Annotated in this window: 20 protein-coding genes and 1 tRNA gene; 6 read left to right on the plus strand and 15 right to left on the minus strand. The window is 53.4% G+C overall.

Annotation, left to right across the window (positions count from 1 at the left end; genetic code table 11):
* Positions 1-133 precede the first annotated feature (133 nt).
* On the plus strand, positions 134-1,699 hold the full coding sequence (locus tag ACTQ1N_RS06470; protein WP_441955752.1) for an alpha-amylase: 1,566 nt from the start codon (positions 134-136) through the stop codon (positions 1,697-1,699).
* Between the two features lie 127 nt (positions 1,700-1,826).
* On the plus strand, positions 1,827-3,167 hold the full coding sequence (gene mgtE / locus ACTQ1N_RS06475; protein ID WP_441955754.1) for a magnesium transporter: 1,341 nt from the start codon (positions 1,827-1,829) through the stop codon (positions 3,165-3,167).
* A gap of 63 nt (positions 3,168-3,230) precedes the next feature.
* On the opposite strand, the gene ACTQ1N_RS06480 is transcribed toward mgtE, so the two are convergent.
* From ACTQ1N_RS06480 to ACTQ1N_RS06490, 3 genes are all read right to left on the minus strand, one after another.
* Positions 3,231-4,112 carry a carbohydrate ABC transporter permease gene (locus ACTQ1N_RS06480; protein WP_441955756.1) on the minus strand — a complete coding sequence of 294 codons (882 nt, stop codon included), beginning with the start codon at positions 4,110-4,112 and terminating at the stop codon, positions 3,231-3,233.
* Between the two features lie 4 nt (positions 4,113-4,116).
* Complete coding sequence (locus tag ACTQ1N_RS06485) at positions 4,117-5,010, minus strand: carbohydrate ABC transporter permease (RefSeq protein WP_441955758.1); 894 nt, start codon at positions 5,008-5,010, stop codon at positions 4,117-4,119.
* Positions 5,011-5,115: 105 nt separating this feature from the next.
* The gene (locus tag ACTQ1N_RS06490) at positions 5,116-6,537 is read right to left on the minus strand and encodes an ABC transporter substrate-binding protein (RefSeq protein ID WP_441955760.1); all 1,422 of its coding nucleotides are present in this window, start codon (positions 6,535-6,537) and stop codon (positions 5,116-5,118) included.
* Between the two features lie 432 nt (positions 6,538-6,969).
* Between ACTQ1N_RS06490 and ACTQ1N_RS06495 the strand changes: the two genes are divergently transcribed.
* Positions 6,970-7,040 (plus strand) — tRNA-Gly (locus tag ACTQ1N_RS06495).
* A 29-nt stretch (positions 7,041-7,069) separates the two neighbouring features.
* Here ACTQ1N_RS06495 and ACTQ1N_RS06500 read toward each other — a convergent pair.
* Complete coding sequence (locus ACTQ1N_RS06500) at positions 7,070-7,300, minus strand: winged helix-turn-helix transcriptional regulator (protein WP_441955867.1); 231 nt, start codon at positions 7,298-7,300, stop codon at positions 7,070-7,072.
* Between ACTQ1N_RS06500 and ACTQ1N_RS06505 the strand changes: the two genes are divergently transcribed.
* A complete protein-coding gene (locus ACTQ1N_RS06505) occupies positions 7,283-7,642 on the plus strand; it encodes an alpha-hydroxy-acid oxidizing protein (RefSeq protein ID WP_441955869.1) in 360 nt (119 codons plus the stop codon). The two genes, ACTQ1N_RS06500 and ACTQ1N_RS06505, sit on opposite strands and share 18 nt — an antisense overlap.
* Positions 7,643-7,726: 84 nt before the next feature.
* On the opposite strand, the gene ACTQ1N_RS06510 is transcribed toward ACTQ1N_RS06505, so the two are convergent.
* Positions 7,727-8,575, minus strand: a complete 849-nt coding sequence (locus ACTQ1N_RS06510) for a tRNA threonylcarbamoyladenosine dehydratase (RefSeq protein ID WP_441955871.1) — start codon at positions 8,573-8,575, stop codon at positions 7,727-7,729.
* 155 nt (positions 8,576-8,730) lie between these two features.
* Between ACTQ1N_RS06510 and ACTQ1N_RS06515 the strand changes: the two genes are divergently transcribed.
* Entirely contained in the window at positions 8,731-10,050 is a 1,320-nt protein-coding gene (locus tag ACTQ1N_RS06515) for a PIN domain-containing protein (RefSeq protein ID WP_441955762.1), read from the plus strand.
* A 5-nt stretch (positions 10,051-10,055) separates the two neighbouring features.
* On the opposite strand, the gene ACTQ1N_RS06520 is transcribed toward ACTQ1N_RS06515, so the two are convergent.
* Positions 10,056-11,729 carry a vWA domain-containing protein gene (locus tag ACTQ1N_RS06520; RefSeq protein ID WP_441955764.1) on the minus strand — a complete coding sequence of 558 codons (1,674 nt, stop codon included), beginning with the start codon at positions 11,727-11,729 and terminating at the stop codon, positions 10,056-10,058.
* Positions 11,730-12,202: 473 nt separating this feature from the next.
* Between ACTQ1N_RS06520 and ACTQ1N_RS06525 the strand changes: the two genes are divergently transcribed.
* Positions 12,203-13,474: a glucosaminidase domain-containing protein gene (locus ACTQ1N_RS06525; protein WP_441955766.1), complete on the plus strand. Its 1,272-nt coding sequence runs from the start codon at positions 12,203-12,205 to the stop codon at positions 13,472-13,474.
* A 141-nt stretch (positions 13,475-13,615) separates the two neighbouring features.
* On the opposite strand, the gene gdhA is transcribed toward ACTQ1N_RS06525, so the two are convergent.
* The 9 genes from gdhA to plsY all read right to left on the minus strand — a co-directional run bounded on the left by gdhA (position 13,616) and on the right by plsY (position 22,477).
* A complete protein-coding gene (gene gdhA / locus ACTQ1N_RS06530) occupies positions 13,616-14,950 on the minus strand; it encodes an NADP-specific glutamate dehydrogenase (RefSeq protein ID WP_441955767.1) in 1,335 nt (444 codons plus the stop codon).
* A gap of 164 nt (positions 14,951-15,114) precedes the next feature.
* Positions 15,115-15,972 carry a patatin-like phospholipase family protein gene (locus ACTQ1N_RS06535; protein WP_441955769.1) on the minus strand — a complete coding sequence of 286 codons (858 nt, stop codon included), beginning with the start codon at positions 15,970-15,972 and terminating at the stop codon, positions 15,115-15,117.
* 76 nt (positions 15,973-16,048) lie between these two features.
* Positions 16,049-16,894, minus strand: a complete 846-nt coding sequence (locus ACTQ1N_RS06540) for a bifunctional 5,10-methylenetetrahydrofolate dehydrogenase/5,10-methenyltetrahydrofolate cyclohydrolase (RefSeq protein ID WP_441955771.1) — start codon at positions 16,892-16,894, stop codon at positions 16,049-16,051.
* A 69-nt stretch (positions 16,895-16,963) separates the two neighbouring features.
* The gene (locus ACTQ1N_RS06545) at positions 16,964-17,620 is read right to left on the minus strand and encodes a cyclodeaminase/cyclohydrolase family protein (protein ID WP_441955773.1); all 657 of its coding nucleotides are present in this window, start codon (positions 17,618-17,620) and stop codon (positions 16,964-16,966) included.
* Positions 17,621-17,665: 45 nt separating this feature from the next.
* Positions 17,666-18,589: a methylenetetrahydrofolate reductase gene (locus ACTQ1N_RS06550; RefSeq protein WP_441955775.1), complete on the minus strand. Its 924-nt coding sequence runs from the start codon at positions 18,587-18,589 to the stop codon at positions 17,666-17,668.
* A gap of 99 nt (positions 18,590-18,688) precedes the next feature.
* On the minus strand, positions 18,689-19,483 hold the full coding sequence (locus ACTQ1N_RS06555) for an ABC transporter ATP-binding protein (RefSeq protein ID WP_441955873.1): 795 nt from the start codon (positions 19,481-19,483) through the stop codon (positions 18,689-18,691).
* A 19-nt stretch (positions 19,484-19,502) separates the two neighbouring features.
* A complete protein-coding gene (locus ACTQ1N_RS06560; RefSeq protein WP_441955777.1) occupies positions 19,503-20,438 on the minus strand; it encodes an ABC transporter permease in 936 nt (311 codons plus the stop codon).
* A gap of 231 nt (positions 20,439-20,669) precedes the next feature.
* On the minus strand, positions 20,670-21,689 hold the full coding sequence (locus tag ACTQ1N_RS06565) for an ABC transporter substrate-binding protein (protein ID WP_441955779.1): 1,020 nt from the start codon (positions 21,687-21,689) through the stop codon (positions 20,670-20,672).
* Positions 21,690-21,799: 110 nt separating this feature from the next.
* Positions 21,800-22,477 carry a glycerol-3-phosphate 1-O-acyltransferase PlsY gene (plsY, locus tag ACTQ1N_RS06570; RefSeq protein ID WP_441955781.1) on the minus strand — a complete coding sequence of 226 codons (678 nt, stop codon included), beginning with the start codon at positions 22,475-22,477 and terminating at the stop codon, positions 21,800-21,802.
* Positions 22,478-22,495 lie beyond the last annotated feature (18 nt).

Below are 22,495 nucleotides of genomic sequence, written 5' to 3' on the forward strand. Positions count from 1 at the left end.
CAGCCCTCAGCTGCAGCCGGTTTACGCAGGTGCCGCGGCACATATGCCCTAGTATAGCGCAGGCCGACTATGTTGACAAACGCCCTTCCGTTGCTGTAAGGTTTCGGAAATCCTCGAAAGGAGGCTTAATAATATGGAAAATAAAACGATTATTCAGTTTTTTGAATGGTATCTTCCCTCCGATGGAACACTCTGGGAGAAGGCAGCAGCGTGCGCTGCCGATCTGAAAAACACCGGTATTACCTCTGTCTGGCTTCCGCCGGCCTACAAGGGCGCAGCCGGCGCCGCTTCCGTTGGCTACGACGTCTATGATCTGTACGATCTTGGAGAATTTGATCAGAAGGGCAGCGTCCGTACAAAATACGGAACCCGGGACCAGTATCTGACCGCCGTCCGCGCGCTTCATGATGCGGGTCTTGAAGTCTATGCCGATATTGTCTTCAATCAGATGATGGGCGCTGACGAGACCGAGAAGATAACGGCAGTCGACACAAAACCGACAGACCGGGAGGAACAGATCTCCGGTCCCCACGAGATCGAAGCATGGACAAAATTCACATTTCCGGGCCGGAGCGGCAAATACTCTGACCATACCTGGGACAAGAAAAATTTCTCCGGAACCGACTTCGATCAGGCAACCGGCGCAAAGGGCATCTTTCTGTTTGACGGAAAGCGCTGGAACCAGGAGACCGACTCAGAGAATGTCAACTTTGATTACCTGATGGGTGTGGACCTCGATACCGACGATGCGGACACCTACAAAGCCCTGACAGACTGGGGCAGCTGGTATTTTGACACCGTCCATCCGGACGGTCTGAGACTCGATGCGGTGAAGCACATGAGCTTTGACTTCTACAGAAGATGGCTGCGCTTCATGCGGGAGCGGGAAGGCCGGGACTTCTTCGCCGTCGGTGAGTACTGGAGCGGGGATCTGAAAAAGCTTCTTCACTACCTCAATGTTGTCGTCGATGGGATGCCGGAACGGACACTTCCTGAAAGGACGCAGAATCCATCCGGCAGCTTCAGACAGGAGGCCGATGAACGCACTTCGGCTGCGGAGGGAACGCCCCTGACCCTGTTCGACGTTCCACTTCATTATTCATTTCTGCGCGCAGCCCAAAACGGGCAGAATTTTGATATGCAGAGCCTGTTCACCGATACCCTTGTAGAGGCGCGGCCCGAATGCGCCGTCACCTTCATCGACAACCATGATACGGAACCCGGCCAGGCACTGGAAAGCTACATCCCGGAATGGTTCAAGCCCATTGCCTACTCAATGATCCTGCTTCGGGAAAACGGCATTCCCTGTATCTTTTACGGAGACTACTACGGTGTTGAGAATGCGAATGAATCGCCGATTCTCGATCTGAAAAAGCTGATCCGCATCCGGTCCCGCTATGCATACGGACCTCAGACCGACTACTTTGACGACCACTCCGTCGTCGGCTTCACAAGAAGCGGGGATTCGGAGCACCCTGATTCCGGGCTCGCTGTTCTTGCCACCGCCGGGGCGGAGGGCACGAAATACATGGCGCTTGGCCCCGCCTTCGCAGGAAAAACCCTGCGGGATGCCCTCGGACGGCATAATGATCCGGTCCGGCTTGATGAACAGGGCGGAGGCGTCTTCCATGTGCATGGCGGGTATGTCAGCGTATGGCTGACCGAGCCGGCGTACCAGGATATCCGGATTCATTTCTGACCTCTGAAGCTCCGTAAAATCGATGTAAAAAAATGCCCCTGACACGGCAAAGGAGGTTCAATTCCAGAAAAGCCCGTGGTAGAATCGCTGTATGCTACCTTACAGACAGATGCGGGAGGACGGCGACGTGGCTGCAGATTACAATGAGATTTTCAGACTGCTGACAAGCGGCAAACCGGATAATATTCAGAAGCTCGTAGATGAAACCCACCCTGCCGATGTCCTGCAGGCTGTCCAGGATATCGGCAACGAGGATTACCGGTATCTGCTCGTACTCCCGGATGACTATCTGGCGGATGTCATCGACGAGGCGGACGATGATGACAAGTACGAAATCCTGAAGGTCATTGATCCGGGCCGGATCGGCTCCGTCCTGAACCGGATGTCCGTCGATGAGATTGCCGACCTGATCCGGGAACTGGAGGATGACAACAAGGATGCTGTCGTCAAGTCTCTCCTTCGCGGACGGACAAAGACCGATGTCACGAAGCTTCTGAAATACGACGAGGAAACTGCCGGTGGTATCATGACCACGCAGTTCATCGCCATCTATGCGTCGAATACCGTGATGCGCGCGCTGAACTACCTCAAGACGGAGGTCAACGCCGAGACATCCTGGTACCTGTACGTTGTGGACAAGGTCACCTATAAGCTGATGGGTGTTGTCTCTCTGCGCGACCTCGTGATGGCGCCCTTCGACACCCTGATCTCAGACATCATGAACGACAACGTGATTTCCGTCCGGACCGACCTTGACCAGGAGGCTGTGGCTCGTCTCTTCACCAAGTACGGCTACGCTGCCCTGCCGGTCGTCGATGAGAATGGAAAGATGGTCGGTATCGTCACCGTTGATGACGTCATCGATGTCATCAACGAAGAAGCGACCGAGGATATCCACCGGATGGGCGGAATCGACAAGGAGGAAAAGATCGACGGCTCCGTGAAGGACGCTGTCCGCTCCAGACTTCCCTGGCTTGTCGTCAATCTTGCCACCGCGATCCTGGCCTCCAGCGTCATCGCAAAATTCAACGGAACCATCTCCCAGATTGTCGCTCTCTCCGCCGTCATGACGATCATATCCGGCATGGGCGGCAACGCCGGGACCCAGTCGCTGACCATTGTCGTCCGTGCCCTGTCGCTGAATGAGATCGATAAGGAAAATGGCCTTCGAATCCTCGCCAAGGAGATTGTGACCGGTCTGATCAATGGTCTCGTGATCGGCGCTCTGGTTTCCGTCATCGCCCTGTTCTACGATTTCAACCCCTGGTTTGGTCTGATTTCAGGTCTGGCGATGATTCTGAACATGCTCGCAGCTGCGCTGGCAGGATATCTCATTCCGATCATCCTCGAAAAAGTTCATGTCGACCCTGCCATCGCATCATCTGTCTTTGTAACAACTGTGACCGACTGCCTTGGTTTCTTCTTCCTGCTCGGCCTTGCAACCATCACGATGCCGCACCTGAGATAATGGCCTCTGCCTCAGGTTTTCAGGTGTTCTGCCTGCGGCAGACAACTGTCACAGGCGGTCCGGTTATCCCTTGACAGCCCCGGCAACCATGCCCTTGATGATTTCCCTGCTGAAGGCAAAATAGAGGATGACAACCGGTGCCATCGTGATGAGCATTGCTGCCATCTGCTTCGGATAGTCGGATGCGAACTGTCCCTTGAACTGTGTCAGCGCCAGCGGCACGGTCTGCAGGGATACATCCTTGATCAATACCAGTGCAAATGAGAATTCGTTCCAGCAGCCGAAGATCTGGATGATCGCGACCGTTGTCAGGATTGGTTTGCAGATCGGAAAGATGATATGCCACAGCGTATAGGAGAATGAGCTTCCATCGATCGCTGCCGCTTCCTCCAGTGCCACCGGAATGGTCCGGACAAAGCCCTCTACAAGAAAGATGCCCATCGGAAGTCCGAACGCGATGTACGGAAACAGCAATGTATACCACTGATTGGACATCCCGCAGCGGCGGAACACGACATAGATCGGCACCAGCAGCGAGTGAATCGGGATCAGCATGCCCATCAGGAACATCACATAGAGCGCCCGATTCATTTTAAAGCGTACACGCGCCAGAATATACCCGACGATGAAGCTGAACAGCACAATCGCCACAATCGAAATACCTGTCGTCCGAACGCTGTTCCACATTGATTCAGCAAGATGATAGTCTTTGTTTGTCAGGATCCTGATGTAATTGATCAGCGTGGGGTGTTTCGGAAGACCGATGATATCTGCGTTAAACACCCTTTTTTCCTTCAGAGAGGAGTAGAGCATCCAGATGATCGGGAAGATGCAGGACGCCGAGAATACGATCAGAACCAGATTAATCAGAACGGCAGAGATCCCATGCCGCATCCGTTTTCCTGGCGTGACAGCTGACTTTTCTTTTATTCCGGATTCTGTCATAGTCTCAATCCCCCATATTCCTCGTTGCCCGTTTGATCGCCCACTGTGACCCGCCAATTACAAGCAGGGACAGAACAAAGATTGCGACAGATATACAGCTTCCGTATCCCATGTTGGACTGCTGAAAGGACACCTTATACCCCCACATCGCCATAACCATGGAAGATGTGCCTGGCCCACCGGCTGTCATCACATAGATGTTATCGAAAGCCTTCATATTTCCTGCGATACAGAGTGTGACGCACACCAGCATGGTGTTGCGGATGAGCGGCAGGACGATGTAAACAGACTTCTGGAATCCGTTTGCCCCATCAATCTCTGCACTCTCGAGGACGTCTGTGTTGATCGAAGCGATCGCTGACAGGATGATGACCATGTAGTATCCGATATACTGCCAGATCAGCGGGATCGTGACGTACAGCATGACATGTTTGGAATCGTTCAGCCACACCTGCTGCAGATCCGGGCGCCCGATGATTCTGAGGAACCAGTTGATCAGGCCGAATTTGTAATGATAGACCATGCTCCAGATCAGCCCGATGCAGACTGCTGAGATCGTGCTCGGAAAGAAGCCGAATGTCCTGTGGATTCCCTTCAGTCTTGCCATCCTGGAATTGACGAACATGACCAGAATGAAAGCGATTCCGATCTGCCCGATGATACAGGCGACAACCAGATAGATATTGTGGCCGAATGCCTGCCAGAATACACTGTCCCGGAACAGCTGCTGATAATTGGCCAGTCCGGTAAAGTGTTTGGACGGACCGCCCTTCCATTCAAAGAAGCTGTACACAAGCGCTGTGACAAGCGGCACAAATACCGTAAAGACAAAGAGCGCTACCGGGACAATCAGGTACAGCAAAACTGTCCTGCGCCTTGGTTTGATGGTCGTCAGCATGATCTTTCCCCCATATATGGAAACAGCCGTTCCACCCGCTTTGGCGGGCGGAACGGCCCTCAGTCTCAACTCGTTTCCTGCGGACGTTCAAGCGGCATCAACCGGTCAGGAAGCTTCCGTCTCAGTCTGTGACGAAGAGAGATAATTCTCCTCATATGCCTTCTGGACATCCTCGGCAACCTGCTGCGGCTCCATCTCACCATTCAGCATGGACTGAAGCTCCTGATTGCAGACGCCCCAGACCGCACTGTTGATGTAGGAATCATAGATCTCGCACGGTGTCGTGTCGACATAGCTGTAATTGTAGAAGTCCTGGGTAACCTGGTCGAACGCAGAAAGGTCAACATCTGCAACCTGGGTCAATCCGCCAAGTGCATACTTGGATGCTACATAAGAAGCAAAGGCCGGTCCGGTCAGCTCCTGTGCAAGGTCGATGCATGCCGCGAGCTTATCCTTGTCATCCGCAACCTTCGGGTTGATCGCGACTGCATATCCAAGACCGATGTTCTGGGACTTCGGATCCTCTGTCGCATCTGCCGGCTGCGGAAGGACTGCAAAACCGATATTGTCATACTTATCCTTGTCCGAGTCCAGAAGCGTCGTGGCGATGTAAGACTCATCCCAGTTTCCGCCAATGAAGGCTGCAGCATCGCCGCTGATATAATATTCACGCGCATCCTCATTCGTCACAGAATTGAAATCCTCGTTAAAAATCTTGGTCTCCGTGAACAGATGCTTCATCTCCGTGAGCGCAGCAACAAATTTTTCATCCGTGAATTTCGCTCCGCTTCCATCAATCAGACTCTGGAACCATTCCTTTCCGGTATAACGATCGCCAAGCGTGCTCAGGAAATCGGAGTTTGCCTGCCATTGTCCGCCATTGCCGAATGCAATTGTCGTCACACCCTTGCCATTGAAGTAATCGGAAGCTTTCTCGACGTCATCCCATGTCTCCGGGAATGAATCGAAGCCTGCTTCCTTCCACATCGCCTTGTCATAAATGACAACCGTGCACGTTCCTCCGGTCAGCACCGGGAAGCCGTAGATCTTGTCGCCATCCTTGAACGGTGTGAAATAATCCTGTTTATAATCCTTATAATATGGAGAAGACTTGATGATATCGGTCAGATCCATGACCTGCCCCTGAGCTGCCCACTGCTTGGTATTCATTCCCTGGAGAAGGAAGACATCCGGAAGGTCACCGGCTGCGGCAAGCGTTGCAACCTGTGTCTTATACTCTGCATTCGCCAGAACATTCTCCTCAACGCTGATATCCGGATGGGCATCCTCCCACGCTGCCAGGGTCGTGCGGAATCCATCCGATCCGCCATTCGCCTGTGACTCTTCAGAGGTTGAGAAATGCATGATGTCTAGGTTTCCCTTGTACGCCAGGTCGTTCTTCGCCACTTCCACGACGCCGCTTCCTGCGCCCTCTGTCGACGCCTCCGTCGATTCCGCATATGCCGGCACTCCCATTGCCGCAACCATAGCTGCCGACAAAACAACACTCAACGCTCTTTTTTTCATCAGATTCCCTCCTTGTTGAATAAGTTAACTAGGTAAGCTGTTAGAAGTTCACGAATGATTGTGTTTACTTAATCGTTTTCGTGTAAAACATATCACAATTGTTCCCTGTTATCAAGTGATTTGCAGTCATTATTTTACAATATCACCATTTTCATCATGTTTACTAATTAACATTCATTAATTTTGTGCATTAATTGCGGCTATTTTTCGCCTGCTTACGAAATTATCGAAAGTGTCGTACCGTTTAAACGCGCGTTTTCAGTATAAAAAAAGACTGTCTTCCTGCAGTCTTCCCTTATGGTCCTCACTTTGAGGTAAAAATTGGTAAAAAGGCCGGTTGAAAATTCGCCATCTGGTAAAATTGTGGTTTACAGCCATTCCTTCCTGTGGTATGATTGGGAAGTCAGTTGATTCAGAAAATACTTTTTACTTGCGGCCATAGTTCATTGGTAGAACATCAGCTTCCCAAGCTGAGGAGGCGGGTCCGATTCCCGTTGGCCGCTTTTTTCATGCCTTGACAGCCAGTCTGCGATTATTGCTGGGTCTGCCTCAGATCATCAATGTATTCGCTTCCCCACTCTTCAATCGCATCCAGTACGCGTTTGAACCGCCTGCCGATGGGCGTAAGTTCATATTCTACCCGGAGCACGCTCTCTGTATACACTGTTCTGCTGATCATTCCTTCTTTTTTAAGATATCGAAGCTGTTTTGACAGCGTACCCTGTGCAATGTCAATTCTTCGCGCATCTGGGTCTCCAACCATGGCGGCAGACAGCTTGATGGCGGACCTGCTTCCATAGAAGTTCTCCTCTCCATTGCTTCCGCTGTTGATCACCGTGTTCCGGTCATCTTTGACAGCGGCGTCCGACGTGGACAGCATGTTTTTAAGGCGCTTGCGAGCGGCGCCGATCTGGTCGCAATCGGCCGCCCGGTTATATACGGCCTGAATCTGGGCGGGGCCGAGGGTGTCAGATCCGGTTTTGAACATCTGAACATGGAACTGAACTGTCCATCACGATGCAGCTCGCCGGGACCAGAACCATTGATGATATCAAACATACAAGGCTCCTGTGACTTCCATGGCCTGATGCATCGCTTTCCATGATGCCCTATACAAAAAGCTGCTGCAGAGACATATTCTGGTCTGTGCAGCAGCTTTTTCGGCATCATGCGATATTCAAAGTCAAAGTTATTGCAGCTGCTTCCTTTCCGCGTTTGCGATCTCGCGGATCCGGCGATCCTGCTCTTTATACAACTCCCGTTCTTTGTCAGCCTCCTTCAGCTCTTCCCTGCAAAGATCCTTTACGATCTCGGAAGCCATGAACAGCCCGGCAACGGATGGTCCGAATGCAATTGATCCGGGGATGTCCCTTCTGTCCGTGCACTTGTGCACAGTTCCCGGCGGACAGATACAGTGAGTACGGCAGCTGATGCTCATATCCTCAAGCGGTCTGACCGGCTTTTCAGTGGAGTAGACAACCTTCAGTTTCCTGACACCTCTCTTTTTCAGCTCATGGCGCATCACCTTCGCAAGCGGGCACATCTCTGTCTTGTAGATGTCAGCAATCCGGAACGAAGTCGGATCCAGATGGTTCCCGGCTCCCATACAGCTGATGACCGGGATCCCCTCTCTCTTCGCTCTCATGATGATTTCAATTTTCGCTGTCACCGTATCTACACAGTCCGCTGCATAGTCGAACTCGTGAAAGTCCAGCTGATCTGCGTTTTCCGGCAGATAGAAGCTCTTGACAATCCGGATGTCCGCTTTCGGCTCGATATCCAGCATCCGGTCCCGCATGACTTCTGCCTTGTATTTGCCAACCGTGCTTCTCAATGCATGAATCTGCCTGTTCAAGTTTGTCAGGCATACCCGGTCGTCATCAATCAGTACAAAGTGTTTTACCCCTGTGCGGACAAGCGCCTCGCAGACATAGCCTCCGACGCCGCCGATTCCAAAGACCGCAACCGTAGCCTTCTCCAGTCTGTCCATCGCATCTTTTCCAATCAGAAGCTGTGTTCTTGAATATTGATTCAGCATATTTTTGTCCATTTCTTTAGATTTCAGTTCCTGTTTCAGCCGCTGGATAGTGTAACACATATTTGGTTTTTCTGGACACTTCCCTGCAAACACATTATAGTAAAGGATGTTGCAAACAGAGACTGGCAATATTATGAAACAGGTTTTACATACATATGAATATTTACTACATTGATTATGAAAACGTAAACAGCTTCGGACTCAAGGGCGCACAGCTTCTCGGAGCTGACAGCAAGATCTACATCCTCTACAGCAAAAAGGCCGACAATGTCAAGATCGATGTTCTCTCTGAGCTGATGAAGTCCAGGGCGGAGATCCATTTTCTTCCTGTACATGTGGGAACGCCGAACGCGCTGGATTTCCAGTTAATTACGCTGCTTTTCCTTGGCTACCAGAACGAAAACCACTACTATATCATCAGCAAGGACAGCGGATATGACTGCTGTATCCGCACCGCGCAGGAGTGCGGCGCCCCGAATGTGCGCCGCTTCAAGGATATCGAGTCCTCCCTCGTCAGGCAGACCCCCGCGCAGGGCAGTTCCCTGCAGGATGTCCCCGAGATCAGATCCGCTCCCACAACTCAGCCGTCATCCGATGCCGTACCTGCAGCAGAATCCGCCGGAGATTCCGGAGCACCGGAAGATCCGGCAGATGGATGTTCGCCTGCCGAGACCGTCTCGTTCGCCATCCTTCCGGAAGAGATTGCCTTCACCGACTGTGGTCAGTCTGCTCCCTCTGAAAACATCCCGGACGGATCCGGCCAGCCAGCTTCCTCCATCGAGGTTTCTTCCCGCCATTCGAGAAGAAAGAGGCGTTCAAGAAAGTCATCTGCTTCCCGCGCCCAGAAGGGACAGGAAGAACGGCCGGAAGAAACAGCAGCCGATTCTGAGCCTTCCGCAGACAGCTCCGCTGATCGAAGGCTCTCCTCTGCACAGAGCAGCCCCAAAGCCGAGCAGCCGTCCTCGCAGATGCACGACAGCTTTCAGCCTGATTCACAGCCGCATCAGGAGCAGGAGCATGAAACGCTGCCCGAGAATGTGCAGACGATTCCGGTTCCTTTCAGGCAGGCTGAAACTGCGGCCAATGCTGAACACCCAGAAAAAAAGTCCGCTCCACGCGCAGAGCGTCCCGTTCAGGTACAGGCGTCTGTGAAGACTGGGCGCGCAGAGAAGGTGCCGTCAACGGCGCATGAGGAGCATTCGGTTCAGGCGGGGAGTTCCCCTCAGGAGGAGGTTCCATCGCAGACAGGTTCATCCCGCTATCCTTTCTCCAGAATCACCGACGTTCTGAGCAAAAAGTGCAGCTTCTCTCCTGATGAAAAACAGCTCTCCATCATCCGTGATGTTCTGATGAAGGCCAGAAATAAACAGCAGTTTTACACCCTCATCGTCCGCAAATGCGGTCAGAAAAACGGCCTCGCATTGTACCACACAATCCGCTGTGCCTATAATGATCTCCTGTCAATCGAAGGCTGAGGCGATTACACCAGAAGCCTTGTCCGTTCCTCCTGCCGGGGCTCGTCTTCTGCGGGCTCCGGGCCAGACGTGTAGAGAGCTGTGATGATCGCGGTCCCGCCATTCGCCGCACAGAAGATGCGGAACCTGCATGTCGTTTCAAGCGGCAGCTTTTCCACCGGATGCCCATGTTCATCCTGGATAATACAGGACTTCGTCTTTGATGCAAGCACAGCGCCGCCCTTTCTAGCATATATCTTCACCTTCGCCAGTTCGGTTCCCTCCAGATATGTGTCCTTCACGATCTCCGAGAGCTTTACGCCTTTTCTGTATTCCTGAAGACACACCTGGTTCATTGCCGGTACTCCAAATATCTTCTGCTGTTCCATCACAACATAATAGCGAAGATATCCGGACAGGCAGCGTGTCTGTGTCTGGAACAGAAGAATCACGGCTGCAGCGATCAGCAGTCCGATCATCGCTGCGATCATCCAGACGGTCTGCATGCTTCCAATCAGCGCCTGCACATCTGCGGCAATTTCGACTTCTGACGACTTTCCTCTGCGCGCTGCCACAACGCGGATGATCGATGTTCCATTTTCCAGCCCGCTGATGATCAACTGTGTTCCATTCACCTGCACACGGACGGACCGGCCTTCCATCACCTGAGCCGTGACGGTTGCCGGTACCTTGTCCCGGCTGTCCTCTGCTCTCAGGCTGAACAATGCCCCAAGATCGACGGATGCCCGGCAAAGCTGCGGAATCAGTCCGCCAAGTCTGACGGGGCCTGAAATATTTCCGATCATCGCCGGTGCTCCTTCCGTCTCTGTTTCCATCCCATCTGTCTGCTCAGGCTTCTCAGTATACTGAAGCTCCATCTCTGTCATCAGAAGAGCTGCAGACTCCGTTTCAAACTCTGTTTCGGTCTCTGTTTCCAGCTCCGGCGAAGGCAGGGTTTCTCTTGCCTGTGTACTCAATGTCAGCAGAATTCCGCTCAGGTATGATATATCCTCAGCCCGGATAAAGCTCCCGCCCGTCCGTTCCGCCAGATACCCCAGCAGATTCTCATCGATTGCTCCACTGGTTCCAAGGCCGATGGTATCGAACCGGATCCTCATGTCCCTGGCCTGCTCTGCCGCCGTCAAAGCCATTGTCAAGGAAGCCTTCTCCGCGGCCTCCTCGTCCTGCTCATGCGGCAGATCAATCATTCCGTCCGTCACGAGAATCACCCGTCTGTCCTGGCCTGAGGCATCTTCCTGCAGAATGGATACGGCCCTCCTCAAAGCACTCCCGATATCGGTATCCCCCCGTGTGTAGGATAACGCCTGTATGAAGGAACATGCACCGTCCGCCTGACCGCCTTCCACCTTGGACAGTGGGTATTCCGTGCCGATTTGATCCGAAAACGGAATGACAGCGGCCTTTCCTTCCAGCTCTGAGAGTTTTCGGATGCTGTCCTCGACTGCCTTTTTCATCTGGTTTCCCGGGTCTGTCGAGAACATAGAACCACTGACGTCCAGGACAAACACAACTTCCCGGGCAGCTTCCAGATTCACAGTCTCCCCCGATTCAGTGGCAAACGCCCCGGCGTCTGCCCGCCTCCCCAAAATCAGAAGGAGGAAGACCATACCGATGATCACCGGCAGTATCACAGCAGCATGCTGATACGGGACATTTCTTCGATGGATACGCTGTTTCATTAGAGTACCTCCCTGGCTGTAACATGATCGTGTGAAACCATCAGCCTGGCGCAAGGCCCGGCTGCTGTATACAGAATCGAAATCTCGGAGTCGGATCATGGAAGATTAAGCGCTTTCCCGGGAAAAAAGACAGAAGAATCCATACGCAGATGAATCCATGGTGAACTGGAACTGGTTTTCGGGTTTTCTTGTTTTCTGGATTTCAGATATTCGGATCGGAAGATAGAATTGATTCAACTTTAGAATTGAAGTGTCCTTATTCTACGATGTACGTGGTTTGTTTGCAAGAGAGTTCCCGTTAAAATGTTACAGCTTTTCACAATCATTCATACTTTCTTTACAATTGATTCATCTTACTGTAAGATATACGGAGATATATTGATCGATTTTGTTTATTTCCATGATACTGATGCCGGACAGCCGTCTGAATCAGTGATGAAAGGCTTCCCGGAAGCTGTCAAGAGGGGATTTTCATGATGAAACAGCGTAATATTACCCGCCGGTTCCATGCGATGCGCGCCGCCGTGATGATTCTGATGGCATGCGCATGTCTCATGTGTCTATTGACTGCCAGTCCGAAGCCGGCATACGCGGCAAACTCAAAAAACACGCTCCGTACTTCACGCTCAGCAGAAAGAAGCGGCGCAGGCTGGACCCGTGAGGGAGAAGCTGTCTCCTATATTCTGCCGTCCGGAAAGAAGGCTGCCGGGTTCAGGAAAATCGGCCGATACTGGTATCACTTCGATAAAGGCGGAACACTCAGCACGGGATGGTTTACTGTCAAATCCCGCCGCTACTTTGCCAAAAAAACCGGTACAGTCGGCAAAACATACGGCATACTTCGAACCGGTTTCCGGAAGGTGGATGGTGTCTATTATTATTTCAACACAACCGGAAAGAAGGGCGTGGTCGGACGTCAGAAAACGGGCTGGATCACCGTGGGCAGATACCGCTACTATTATCATCCGGACGGGACGAAGGCCTCTGGTCTGACAACGATTGGCAGGAAGCTCTTCTACTTCTCCGAGACCGGAGCTGTCAAATACCGCGGAAGGCTCGTGACTGGCTGGAAAACCGTCGATGGCAAAAAATACTACTTCCGTCCCACGGGCAAGATCGGCACAGTCGGGGCCGCCTACAAAAACAAGAAGGTTAAAATCAAGAAGAAATATTACCGCTTCGACGCAGAGGGCTCGCTTATTACCAATAATACGAATACCGCTTCTTCCAGTACGGCACCGGTCGCCAGTGTTGTCTCAAACGAAGTCTTCATCGAGACCATCGGCACCCTTGCACATGCAGACATGCAGCAGAGCGGGGTCCTGGCTTCTGTCACAACCGCACAGGCCATCCTTGAGAGTGCTTCCGGCACGTCGGTCCTGGCGATCTACGCAGGCAACCTGTTCGGGATGAAAGCAGCCCTCTCGGGAAACAACTGGCCTTCTGCATGGAACGGCGCAACCTACAAGAAACAGACGCTGGAATATATGAACAATTCCTACATCTCTGTCTATGCGGACTTCCGGAAATATGAAAACTGGGCACAGAGCGTCGCTGATCACTCTGCCTACCTGACAGGTGCACAGAAGTCGAAGGGGATCCTGCGGTATGCAGGTCTTGCAGGTGAGAAAGATTATAAAAAAGCCGCTTCCATCATCAAGGCTGGCGGCTATGCCACAGACCCTGGCTATGTTGCCAAGCTCTGCAGTCTCATCGAGCGCTACAACCTCACGCGCTTTGACTGACTGATGATCCAGTGAATTTAAAAAGGAGGGGACACCAGTCCGGCACTTTCCGCCGGACCGGCGTCCCCTCCTCTTATTTTCCACCAGGATCAGTCTCCATACAGATACATGTTCTGTACAGAGACCGGATCAGAGCCTCTTTCAGACAATACCCTGTGCATTCATTGCGTCAGCAACCTTGACAAAGCCGGCAATGTTTGCGCCGGTCACATAGTCGCGCTCTCTGCCATATCTCTTTGCTGTATCTGAGACATTCGCAAAGATATTGTTCATGATACGATGAAGCTTCTCATCAACCTCCTCAAAGGTCCAGGACAGTCTCTCGGAATTCTGGCTCATCTCAAGCGCGGAGGTTGCGACCCCGCCGGCGTTGGACGCCTTTCCAGGTGAGAACAGGAGTCCCTTGGACTGGATGTACTGAGTTGCCTCCAGTGTCGTCGGCATGTTTGCGCCCTCCGCGACACAGTAGCAGCCGTTTTCAACCAGCATCTTCGCATCATCCAGGTTCAGTTCGTTCTGGGTTGCGCACGGGCAGGCGATGTCGCACTTGACGCTCCAGACGCCCTTTCCTGTATGATACTCGGCATTCGGTCTCTTCTCCTTGTACTCAGTCAGACGTGCACGATGCACCTCCTTGACCTCCTTGAGGGTTGCGACATCGATTCCGTCCGGATCATAAATCCATCCGGTTGAATCAGAGCAGGTGACAACCTTCGCACCAAGCTGCTGAGCCTTCTCGATCGCGTAGATCGCGACGTTCCCTGCGCCGGAAACCGCAATGGTCTGTCCCTTGATATCTCTTCCATTCTCCTTCAGCATCGCCTCCAGGAAGTAGATCAGACCATAGCCTGTCGCCTGCGTTCTTGCAAGGGAACCGCCGTAAGAAAGTCCTTTTCCGGTCAGGACGCCCTCATAGCGGCCGGTCAGCCTCTTGTACTCTCCGTACAGATACCCGATCTCCCGTCCGCCTACACCGATATCCCCTGCCGGGACGTCTGTGTCCGCGCCGATATGACGATACAGCTCATCCATAAAGCTCTGGCAGAATGCCATGACCTCCCTGTCGGACTTTCCCTTCGGGTCAAAATCGGCGCCGCCCTTGCCGCCTCCGATCGGAAGCCCTGTCAGCGAATTCTTGAAGGTCTGCTCAAAACCGAGAAACTTCAGCGTTCCAAGCGTGACAGACGGATGAAAACGAAGTCCTCCCTTGTACGGCCCGATGGCGCTGTTGAACTGGACGCGGTACCCGTTGTTAACCTGAACCTGTCCCTTGTCGTCTACCCATGGAACGCGGAACATGATGACACGCTCCGGCGTTGTCAGTCTCTCCAAGAGCGCTTCTTTTCTGTACTCCTGCTCGTTCTCCTCGATCACCGGGCGAAGAGTACTCAGAACCTCCTTCACGGCCTGATGAAACTCCGGCTGTGCCGGGTTCTGTGCTACGACACGGTCATAGACTTCGTCTACATATGACATTGAATCTGTCCTCCTGAACCTGATAATTTGTCGTAATATCTCAACGCTCTTATTATAGTCGAAGAAACTGTGGCTTTCAAGCATTCCCCGGAAATAATTCCGTCTTGCCCGCGGTATTTGTTATATTTTTGGAACAATTCTTCGGATTCAAACATTTTCTGCGGTCAGCAGTTTTTCAGAAATGTTTCAAACCTTGCCCTGTCCTCCTCATACTCCCGGAGGCCGGTGTCGTAAATTCCCTGCAGCACGCCGGGATCCTTTGTGTAAGTCGAGACATGAATCGGCTCATGCGGCGCAAAGATGAATGCATGCCCCTCCTCCTCCAGCCTTCGTGTTGCTCTGAGCTGGCGGTTGTAGCGGATATGCCGCATCTCGATCGAATGGATCAGGTTCGGGTAGTTCCGAAGCAATGTCCGATAGGCAAACCTCATTTTTTCGGGTTCCCTGACGGAATCCTTCGGTCTGCACAGGATGACAATGACCTTGTCGCAGCCCGCTTCCAGCGCGTGCTGAACCGGCAGGGAGTTGCTGCATCCGCCGTCACAGTATTTTCTGCCGTGCACCTCAATCGGCCTGCAGACGACCGGAATGGAGCAGCTGGCCATGATGGCTGAATAGTCGGTCGAGGAGACATCCTCCTTTGTGAAATAATGCGGCTTTCCAGTTTCAACATCGGTCGCAACCGCCCACCATTCGGCAGGATTTCTGACCATCGCGTCGTAGTCAAGCGGATCAATGCCTCCCTCTGCCGTATAGTCCTGATAAATGCGCCTTAAATTGAAAACGGACCCGCTGCTTTTCCATGCCTGAAGGCCAAGGTATTCCGGATCCTGTACATGGTCGACGAAAAATCTTCTGTTTCTGTCCCGCTGTCCCGCCAGAAAGGAAGCGCCGCACGCGCACCCCGCGGATACGCCGATCACATAGTCCGGCTTCACCTGGTCATCCATCATACGATCCAGAATTGCAGCTGTATACGCGCATTTCATGCCGCCGCCTTCCAGCACCAGTCCAAGCTTCATGACTTTTCCAACTCCTTCTTTTCCTTTATGATTTTCAATGTGAATCTTTCCCACGCCACAGCTGCTGTTTTCCGCATCACTTCTTCAGTGCCGCCTCTGCCACGTGAAGCGCCAGCACCGATGTCGTGACCGCTCCGACTCCGCGCGGCACCGGCGTAATCATCGCTACGACCGGCTCTGCCTCCTCGAAGGCAACATCGCCACACAGTCTCCCGTCCGGACCGACATTGATCCCTACATCGATGACAACCTGCCCTTCGCGCAAAGACGTTCCTCTGACAACCCCCGCGTGACCGGCGGCAGCGACCAGGATATCCGCCTCCCCTGCAACAGAAGGCAGATCGGCTGTCCGCGTATGTGCGATCGTTACGGTTGCATGCCGCTGCAGCAGCATCATTGCGACAGGCTTTCCGATTACAGAGGACCTTCCGACAACCACCGCTCTTTTTCCCTTCGGATCAATTTGGTAGTGGTCGAGAATCTCCATCACCGCCTGCGCCGTGCAGGGCGGATACCCGAGTTTTTTTCCCTGGAAGACACCGCTGAGCGATAAATCTGTCATGCCGTCGATATCCTTTGACGGAGAGAGCGCATTTTCAATCCGAGATGCGTTGAGGTGACCCGGAAGCGGGCGGAAAAGAAGAACGCCGTGGACAGCCGGGTCTTCATTGGCATCTTGAATCACAGCCAGAAGCTCCTCCTCGCCCACATGCTCAGGAAAAACGGCCGTCCTCACATTGATTCCGAATGAACGGCACCTTTTGACAGCCCCCTTCTCATAGGACAGATCGCTCTCCTTCTCTCCAACCCGTATGATCAGAAGACCGGGGATGATTCCTTTCTTCTCTGCCTCTTGAACTTTCTCTCTGATCCTGTCTGCAAGAGATTCGTTCACGTCCTTTCCGAGCATCAGCTGCGCCATACGCCGTTGTCCTCCGTTCTGTACGTTCTGTGCATACCATTCGTCCTGCCTGATTCAGACTTTCCCTGTTCACTGATTCCGCTGCAGGAAGCTGCTGACAGACAGAAAGATGCGCTCAGTCTCATCCTGGCATTCAGCAAGGATTTCCTGTGCCCGTCGTTCCAGCTGTCCGGCTGTCTTCTGATCCTCCATCAGTCTGGTGTTGACCGTGACATTCAGGGCAGCACAGCGGGCAGCCGCCTCGAGAATGGCAGCCGCGCAGCCGGCATCCGATACGGCGATCACGGAGCCCTTCCTGGCAGCCTCCCTCACAAGCGCCAGCGCTTCCCGTGTCTTCTCCATGATACGGAGCGGTGATTCTGCTGCGCGCCTGAGCGCCCGCTCCATCTCCTCCCTGCGGGCAGCCTTCTCCTCCTCTGTCCCGCGTGGAAGACGGTACGCTGCAGCAAGCGGCGCAAATGCCTCTGCGTCTTCATCGATGAGGCCCAGAAATTCTTCACGCAGCCGGCCGGCATCCCGGATCAGCGCATTCATGTCCGCCTGGACCGCTTCATACTTTTTCTTTCCAACCGTCAGCGAAGCAACCATGCTGCTGAGCGCGGCTGCAAGCGCGCCGCAGAGCGCCGCCGCCCCTCCGCCGCCAGGGACAGGTGCATTTCCCGAAAGCTCCCGCGCAAAATCCGCAAGCGTCATCTGCTGCATCTGTTCCTCACGCTCTCTCACCATCTTTTCTCCCCCTGATTCCGCAGCTTTGCCCTGACAGACATCCGTTTACCGAAGACCGGCCCGCTGAAGGACTTCTCTCACATCCTCACTTTTGTCCATCGTGTAGAGGTGGATCCCATCGATCCCCTCCGCAATATACTGTTCCAGGAGCCGGACTGTATAGGCAATCCCCTCCTCACGAAACGCTTTTTTGACATCCGGAATTTCATTTCCCTCCGGATCTGTATCAAACCAGTTGTGCGTCAAAACAAGCGCCAGATCACGCGGGACCGGACAGGCATTATGGCTGAAGCACTGATTGATCACCGATTTCTTTGAAATGACCGGCATGATCCCTGCATCAACCGGAATGGCGATTCCTGCCTTCCGGATCGCCTCATGCCAGCGCCGAAACACATCCATGTCAAAGCAAAGCTGCGTGATGATGTAATCCGCCCCCAGATCCTGCTTCTGACGAAGATGCATGATATCAGCCTCAAGGCTTGAGCACTCCACATGACCGCCGGGCGTTCCTGCGACCGCTATTTCAAAGGCCGTCCCGAACTCTTTCCGGATAAAGGCGACCAGATCTGTTGCATGACTGAACTCTCCGCCTGTTCCGCTCTGACCATACGGAATATCTCCTCTGAGTGCAAGGATATGCGTGACCCCCTGATCGAGATAGGCCTGGAGCTGTCTTCTCACACTCTCCTTCGTCTGCCCGATGCAGGTCAGATGGGTGACCGGTACTGCCACCTTCTCCACCTCACGGAGAACCTCCCTGTTCTTTCCGACATTGCTTCCACCGGCTCCGTAGGTGCAGGAAATGTAATCCGGCTGAAGCTCCCCCAGCCGCCGGATCATCCCCGGGAGATTGTTCATCCCCTTCTCCGTCTTCGGCGGATAGACTTCGAAGGAGAGCGTCTGGCGCTTCTTCATCAGGTCACTGAATTTCATAAAGGAAGCCATCGTATTTTTCTGTCCTTTCATCAAAACAGCCGGAATCACAGACAGGTCTGTCATTCCGGCTGTATGGGCTGCCCACTCTTTCTGCCAGGCAGGTTTCCTTCATCTCACCGAAAATGCTATTTACGCCAGCATCATGCGATCATTCGCAAACTGCCCGTGTGAGACATCGCTGAATTTTTCGAGCAGGTCTGAAACCTGCAGATGCTTTTTCTCCTCACCCGAGACTTCATAGACAATCCGTCCCTCATTCATCATGATCAGACGGTTCCCCATCCGGATTGCGTCGCGCATATTATGCGTCACCATCAGGGCTGTCAGACTGTCCCGCTTCACCACCTCGGCTGTCAGGTGCAGAACCTTCTCGGCTGTCTTTGGGTCAAGTGCCGCCGTATGCTCATCGAGCAGCAGCAGCTTCGGCTTCTTCAGGGTCGCCATCAGCAGTGTCAGCGCCTGTCTCTGTCCGCCGGAGAGAAGGCCAACCTTCTGCGTCATACGGTCCTCGAGCCCCAGCTCGAGTGTCTTCAGCTGTTCATGGTAGATCTCATGTTCCTGTTTCGTGATCCCCCAGCCAAGTCCTCTTCTGTTTCCGCGCCGTGCGGCAAGCGCCAGGTTCTCATCGATCTGCATCGTAGCCGCTGTTCCATTCATCGGGTCCTGGAAGACACGTCCGAGGAATTCTGCTCTTTTATATTCCGGCAGCCCGGTGATATTCTCCCCGTCCACGATGATTGACCCGCCATCCACCGGCCAGACACCGGCAATTGCGTTCAGGCAGGTACTCTTGCCGGCGCCGTTTCCACCGATAACCGTGCAGAAATCTCCGGGATTCAGCTTGAGCGTCACGCCCAGAAGGGCAGGCTTTTCGTTGATGGTTCCCTTGTTGAATGTTTTCCGGATATGGTTCAGTTCCAGCATCAGCGGTGCGTTCGCCATCTCACTCAGCCCCCTTCTTTGCCGCTTTCGCGAATGAATTTCTTGATTTTGCCTGCAGATACGGCACAGCCAGGAAGATCGCAACAACGATGGCTGTAAACAGCTTCAGATCGTTCGCCGGCATCTTCAGCCAGAGTACGAAGCCGATGACGATGTAGTAGATCACGCCGCCGATGGCCACAAAGAGCAGGTGTCCCATGAAATTCAGCCTTCTTCCGAAAATGGCTTCTCCCAGCGTCTCACCGATGATCACTGCTGCCAGCCCGACGACGATGGAGCCCCGTCCCATGTTGATGTCCGCGAAGCCCTGGTACTGCGCCAGCAGACCTCCGGCCAGCGCGACGAGCCCATTCGAGAGTGCCAGCGTCAGCACCTTCATGGAACCGACATTGATCCCCTGAGCCTTCGCCATGTTCGGATTGCAGCCCGTTGCGCGGATACCCGACCCGATCTCTGTCCCGAAGAACCAGTACATGATGCAGATGATGGCAAAACAGATGATACCGCCTGACAGAATCGCCATCGGGATCTTCCGCATTGTGACAACCAGATGATATTTGTCAACCGACACGACCTGGTTTGCCTTTCCGCCCATAATCCTCAGGTTGACCGAATACAGAGCGATCTGCGTCAGAATGCCGGCGAGGATCTCCGGGATACCAAGCTTTGTGTGGAGCAGCCCTGTTGCAAGCCCCGTGACCATGCCCACCAGAAACGCCAGAAGAAGCGCTGCCCAGGCAGGGACGCCGCCTGTGATCAGCATAACTGCCGTCGCGCCTCCTGTTGTAAAGGAACCGTCAACAGTCAGATCCGCGAAATTCAGCAGCCGGAATGTCATGTAGACACCCACCGCCATGATTCCCCAGATAATTCCCTGTGCGATGTTGCCCGGCATAGCGGCAAACAGCCGGAGCGGGCTCAATGCGAGTAAACTCATGGGTTTCTATCCTCCTGCGTCCTGAATCGTGTCGGGCTGAAAAGCTCAGTCCATGCCGCCCTGGTCTTTCTTCCCGGAAAGCCCCTGCCGGCTTTGAAAAAGCCGCAGCAGCTGCCCGCACGCGGGGCGCCTCTCTGCGGCCTTTCCCTATACGTCTTAATGAATATACTGTCAAATCCGTGCGAAAGTCAACCCTCCGGATTCCGGCTGGTGTGCCCGCATGTCGTCCCTTTACTCCGCCTCGGTTGCAGCCTCGGTCTCCGCCTCTGTCTCGCTCTGAGAACCGATTGCCACATAGTCCGACGGAACCTTGATGCCAAGGGCATCGCAGAGCTCTGCGTTGTACTCTTTCGTCACGTTCGGTGCAAACTGGACCTCCATCGAGGAGATGTCCGCGCCCTTCTTCAGAATCTGGTATGCCATCGAACCGGTTGTCTGTCCGAGCTCCTCGTAGCTGATGGACAGGGTCGCGATGCCGCAGCCCGCGGCGATTCCCTCCTCACCACAAATTGCAGGAACCTTCTTGTCAAGCGAGACAGCCTTGATAATACCGGTATTGGATGCTGCCGTATTGTCCGTCGGGATGTAGACTGCATCGTTCTCCGTGAAAGCTGTCGTTGCGACAGTCTGAAGATCGTTCGAATCTGCAAAGGTATAAGCAGTAACCTTATATCCTTCTTTCTCAAGGTCCGGAGTAATCGTGTCCGCCTGGTACTTGGAGTTTGGTTCTGCCGAGCAGTACAGGATGCCGACATTCTTCGCATCTGGGAGAAGCTCCTTGAACAGAGCTGCCTGCTTGTCAAGCGGCGCCAGGTCGGATGTCCCGGAAATGTTTGTCCCCGTGGTTCCCTTCCAGTCGGAGATATCAAGCGCCGTCCCATAATCGGTCACGCTCGTACCAAGGATCGGAATGGATCCAGTCGCCGCCTGTGCTGCCTGAAGTGCCGGAGTCGCATTCGCCATGATCAGATCCACGCCATCCGTCACAAAGGAATTCACAATCGTCGCACAGGTTGCGGAATCTCCTGCCGCATTCTGCTCATCGAACTCGACCGAGTCTCCGTCGGCTTCAAGCTCCTTCTGGAGTTCCTCTCTGAAACCCTTGGTCGCTGCATCGAGCGCCGGATGCTGTACCAGCTGGCAGATGCCTACATGGTAAGTCTCTCCTGCATATACAGGAAGAGCGAGGCCCGAAAGTGTCATGGCAGAAACTGAAGCAGCCGCAAGGATCCGTACAATTTTCTGATTCATACTTAAAATCCTCCTTCATGAATGGATGTCCCGCTCCCCGGCAAAACCGGACGTCACGGAGATGAAATTCAAGGAGAATTTTAACGCTTTAAAGCGATGAAGTCAACAAATTATCTCCGTCCCTTCTGCACTTCTTCATTCAGGCTTCGGTGAAGATAAACCTTCTTCTCCTCCCCCCGCATCAGTCTCCTGATGTTGGAGCGGTGCTGCCAGAAACAGAGTCCCGTCAGGACGGCTGCCAGAATATCCACCTCGGTGACATAGGGGACGGCCATATGGAAACGGCCGAAGACTCCCAGAACCAGAACCTGGAAAAAGAAGAAGCTGTAGGCGGACAGGGAGCAGACAGATACCAGATGGATTGAAAAAAACAGAACGAAAAAGACCACAATGCACAGAATTCCCGCAAGCGGAGAAATCGCTGCAATCACGCCCGCCGTCGTCGCAACCCCCTTGCCGCCTTTGAAGTGAAGATAGAACGGGAAGTCATGCCCGAGTACGGCGCCGACACCGGCATACATCTTCAGAAGTACAAGCATCTGGGGTGCCCTGTCTGCAAAAACAGCCTGCACGATCAGCACTGCACAGACCGCCTTCATAAAGTCGCCGATCAGCGTCAGCAGGGCATCCTTCGCTCCCTTTGTCCGAAGCATATTGGTCGTGCCGGCATTCCCGCTTCCCACCTTCCGGATGTCAAACCCCTGGATCTTTCCAATCACGATTGCTGTCTGAAACAGTCCGAATCCATATCCGATCAAAAGGCTGATCAGCCTGTACCACACTTCCATCTCTTGTTCCTTCCGAAA

The organism is Porcincola sp. LCP21S3_C12, from assembly GCF_052118625.1.
Lineage (GTDB): Bacteria > Bacillota > Clostridia > Lachnospirales > Lachnospiraceae > Porcincola.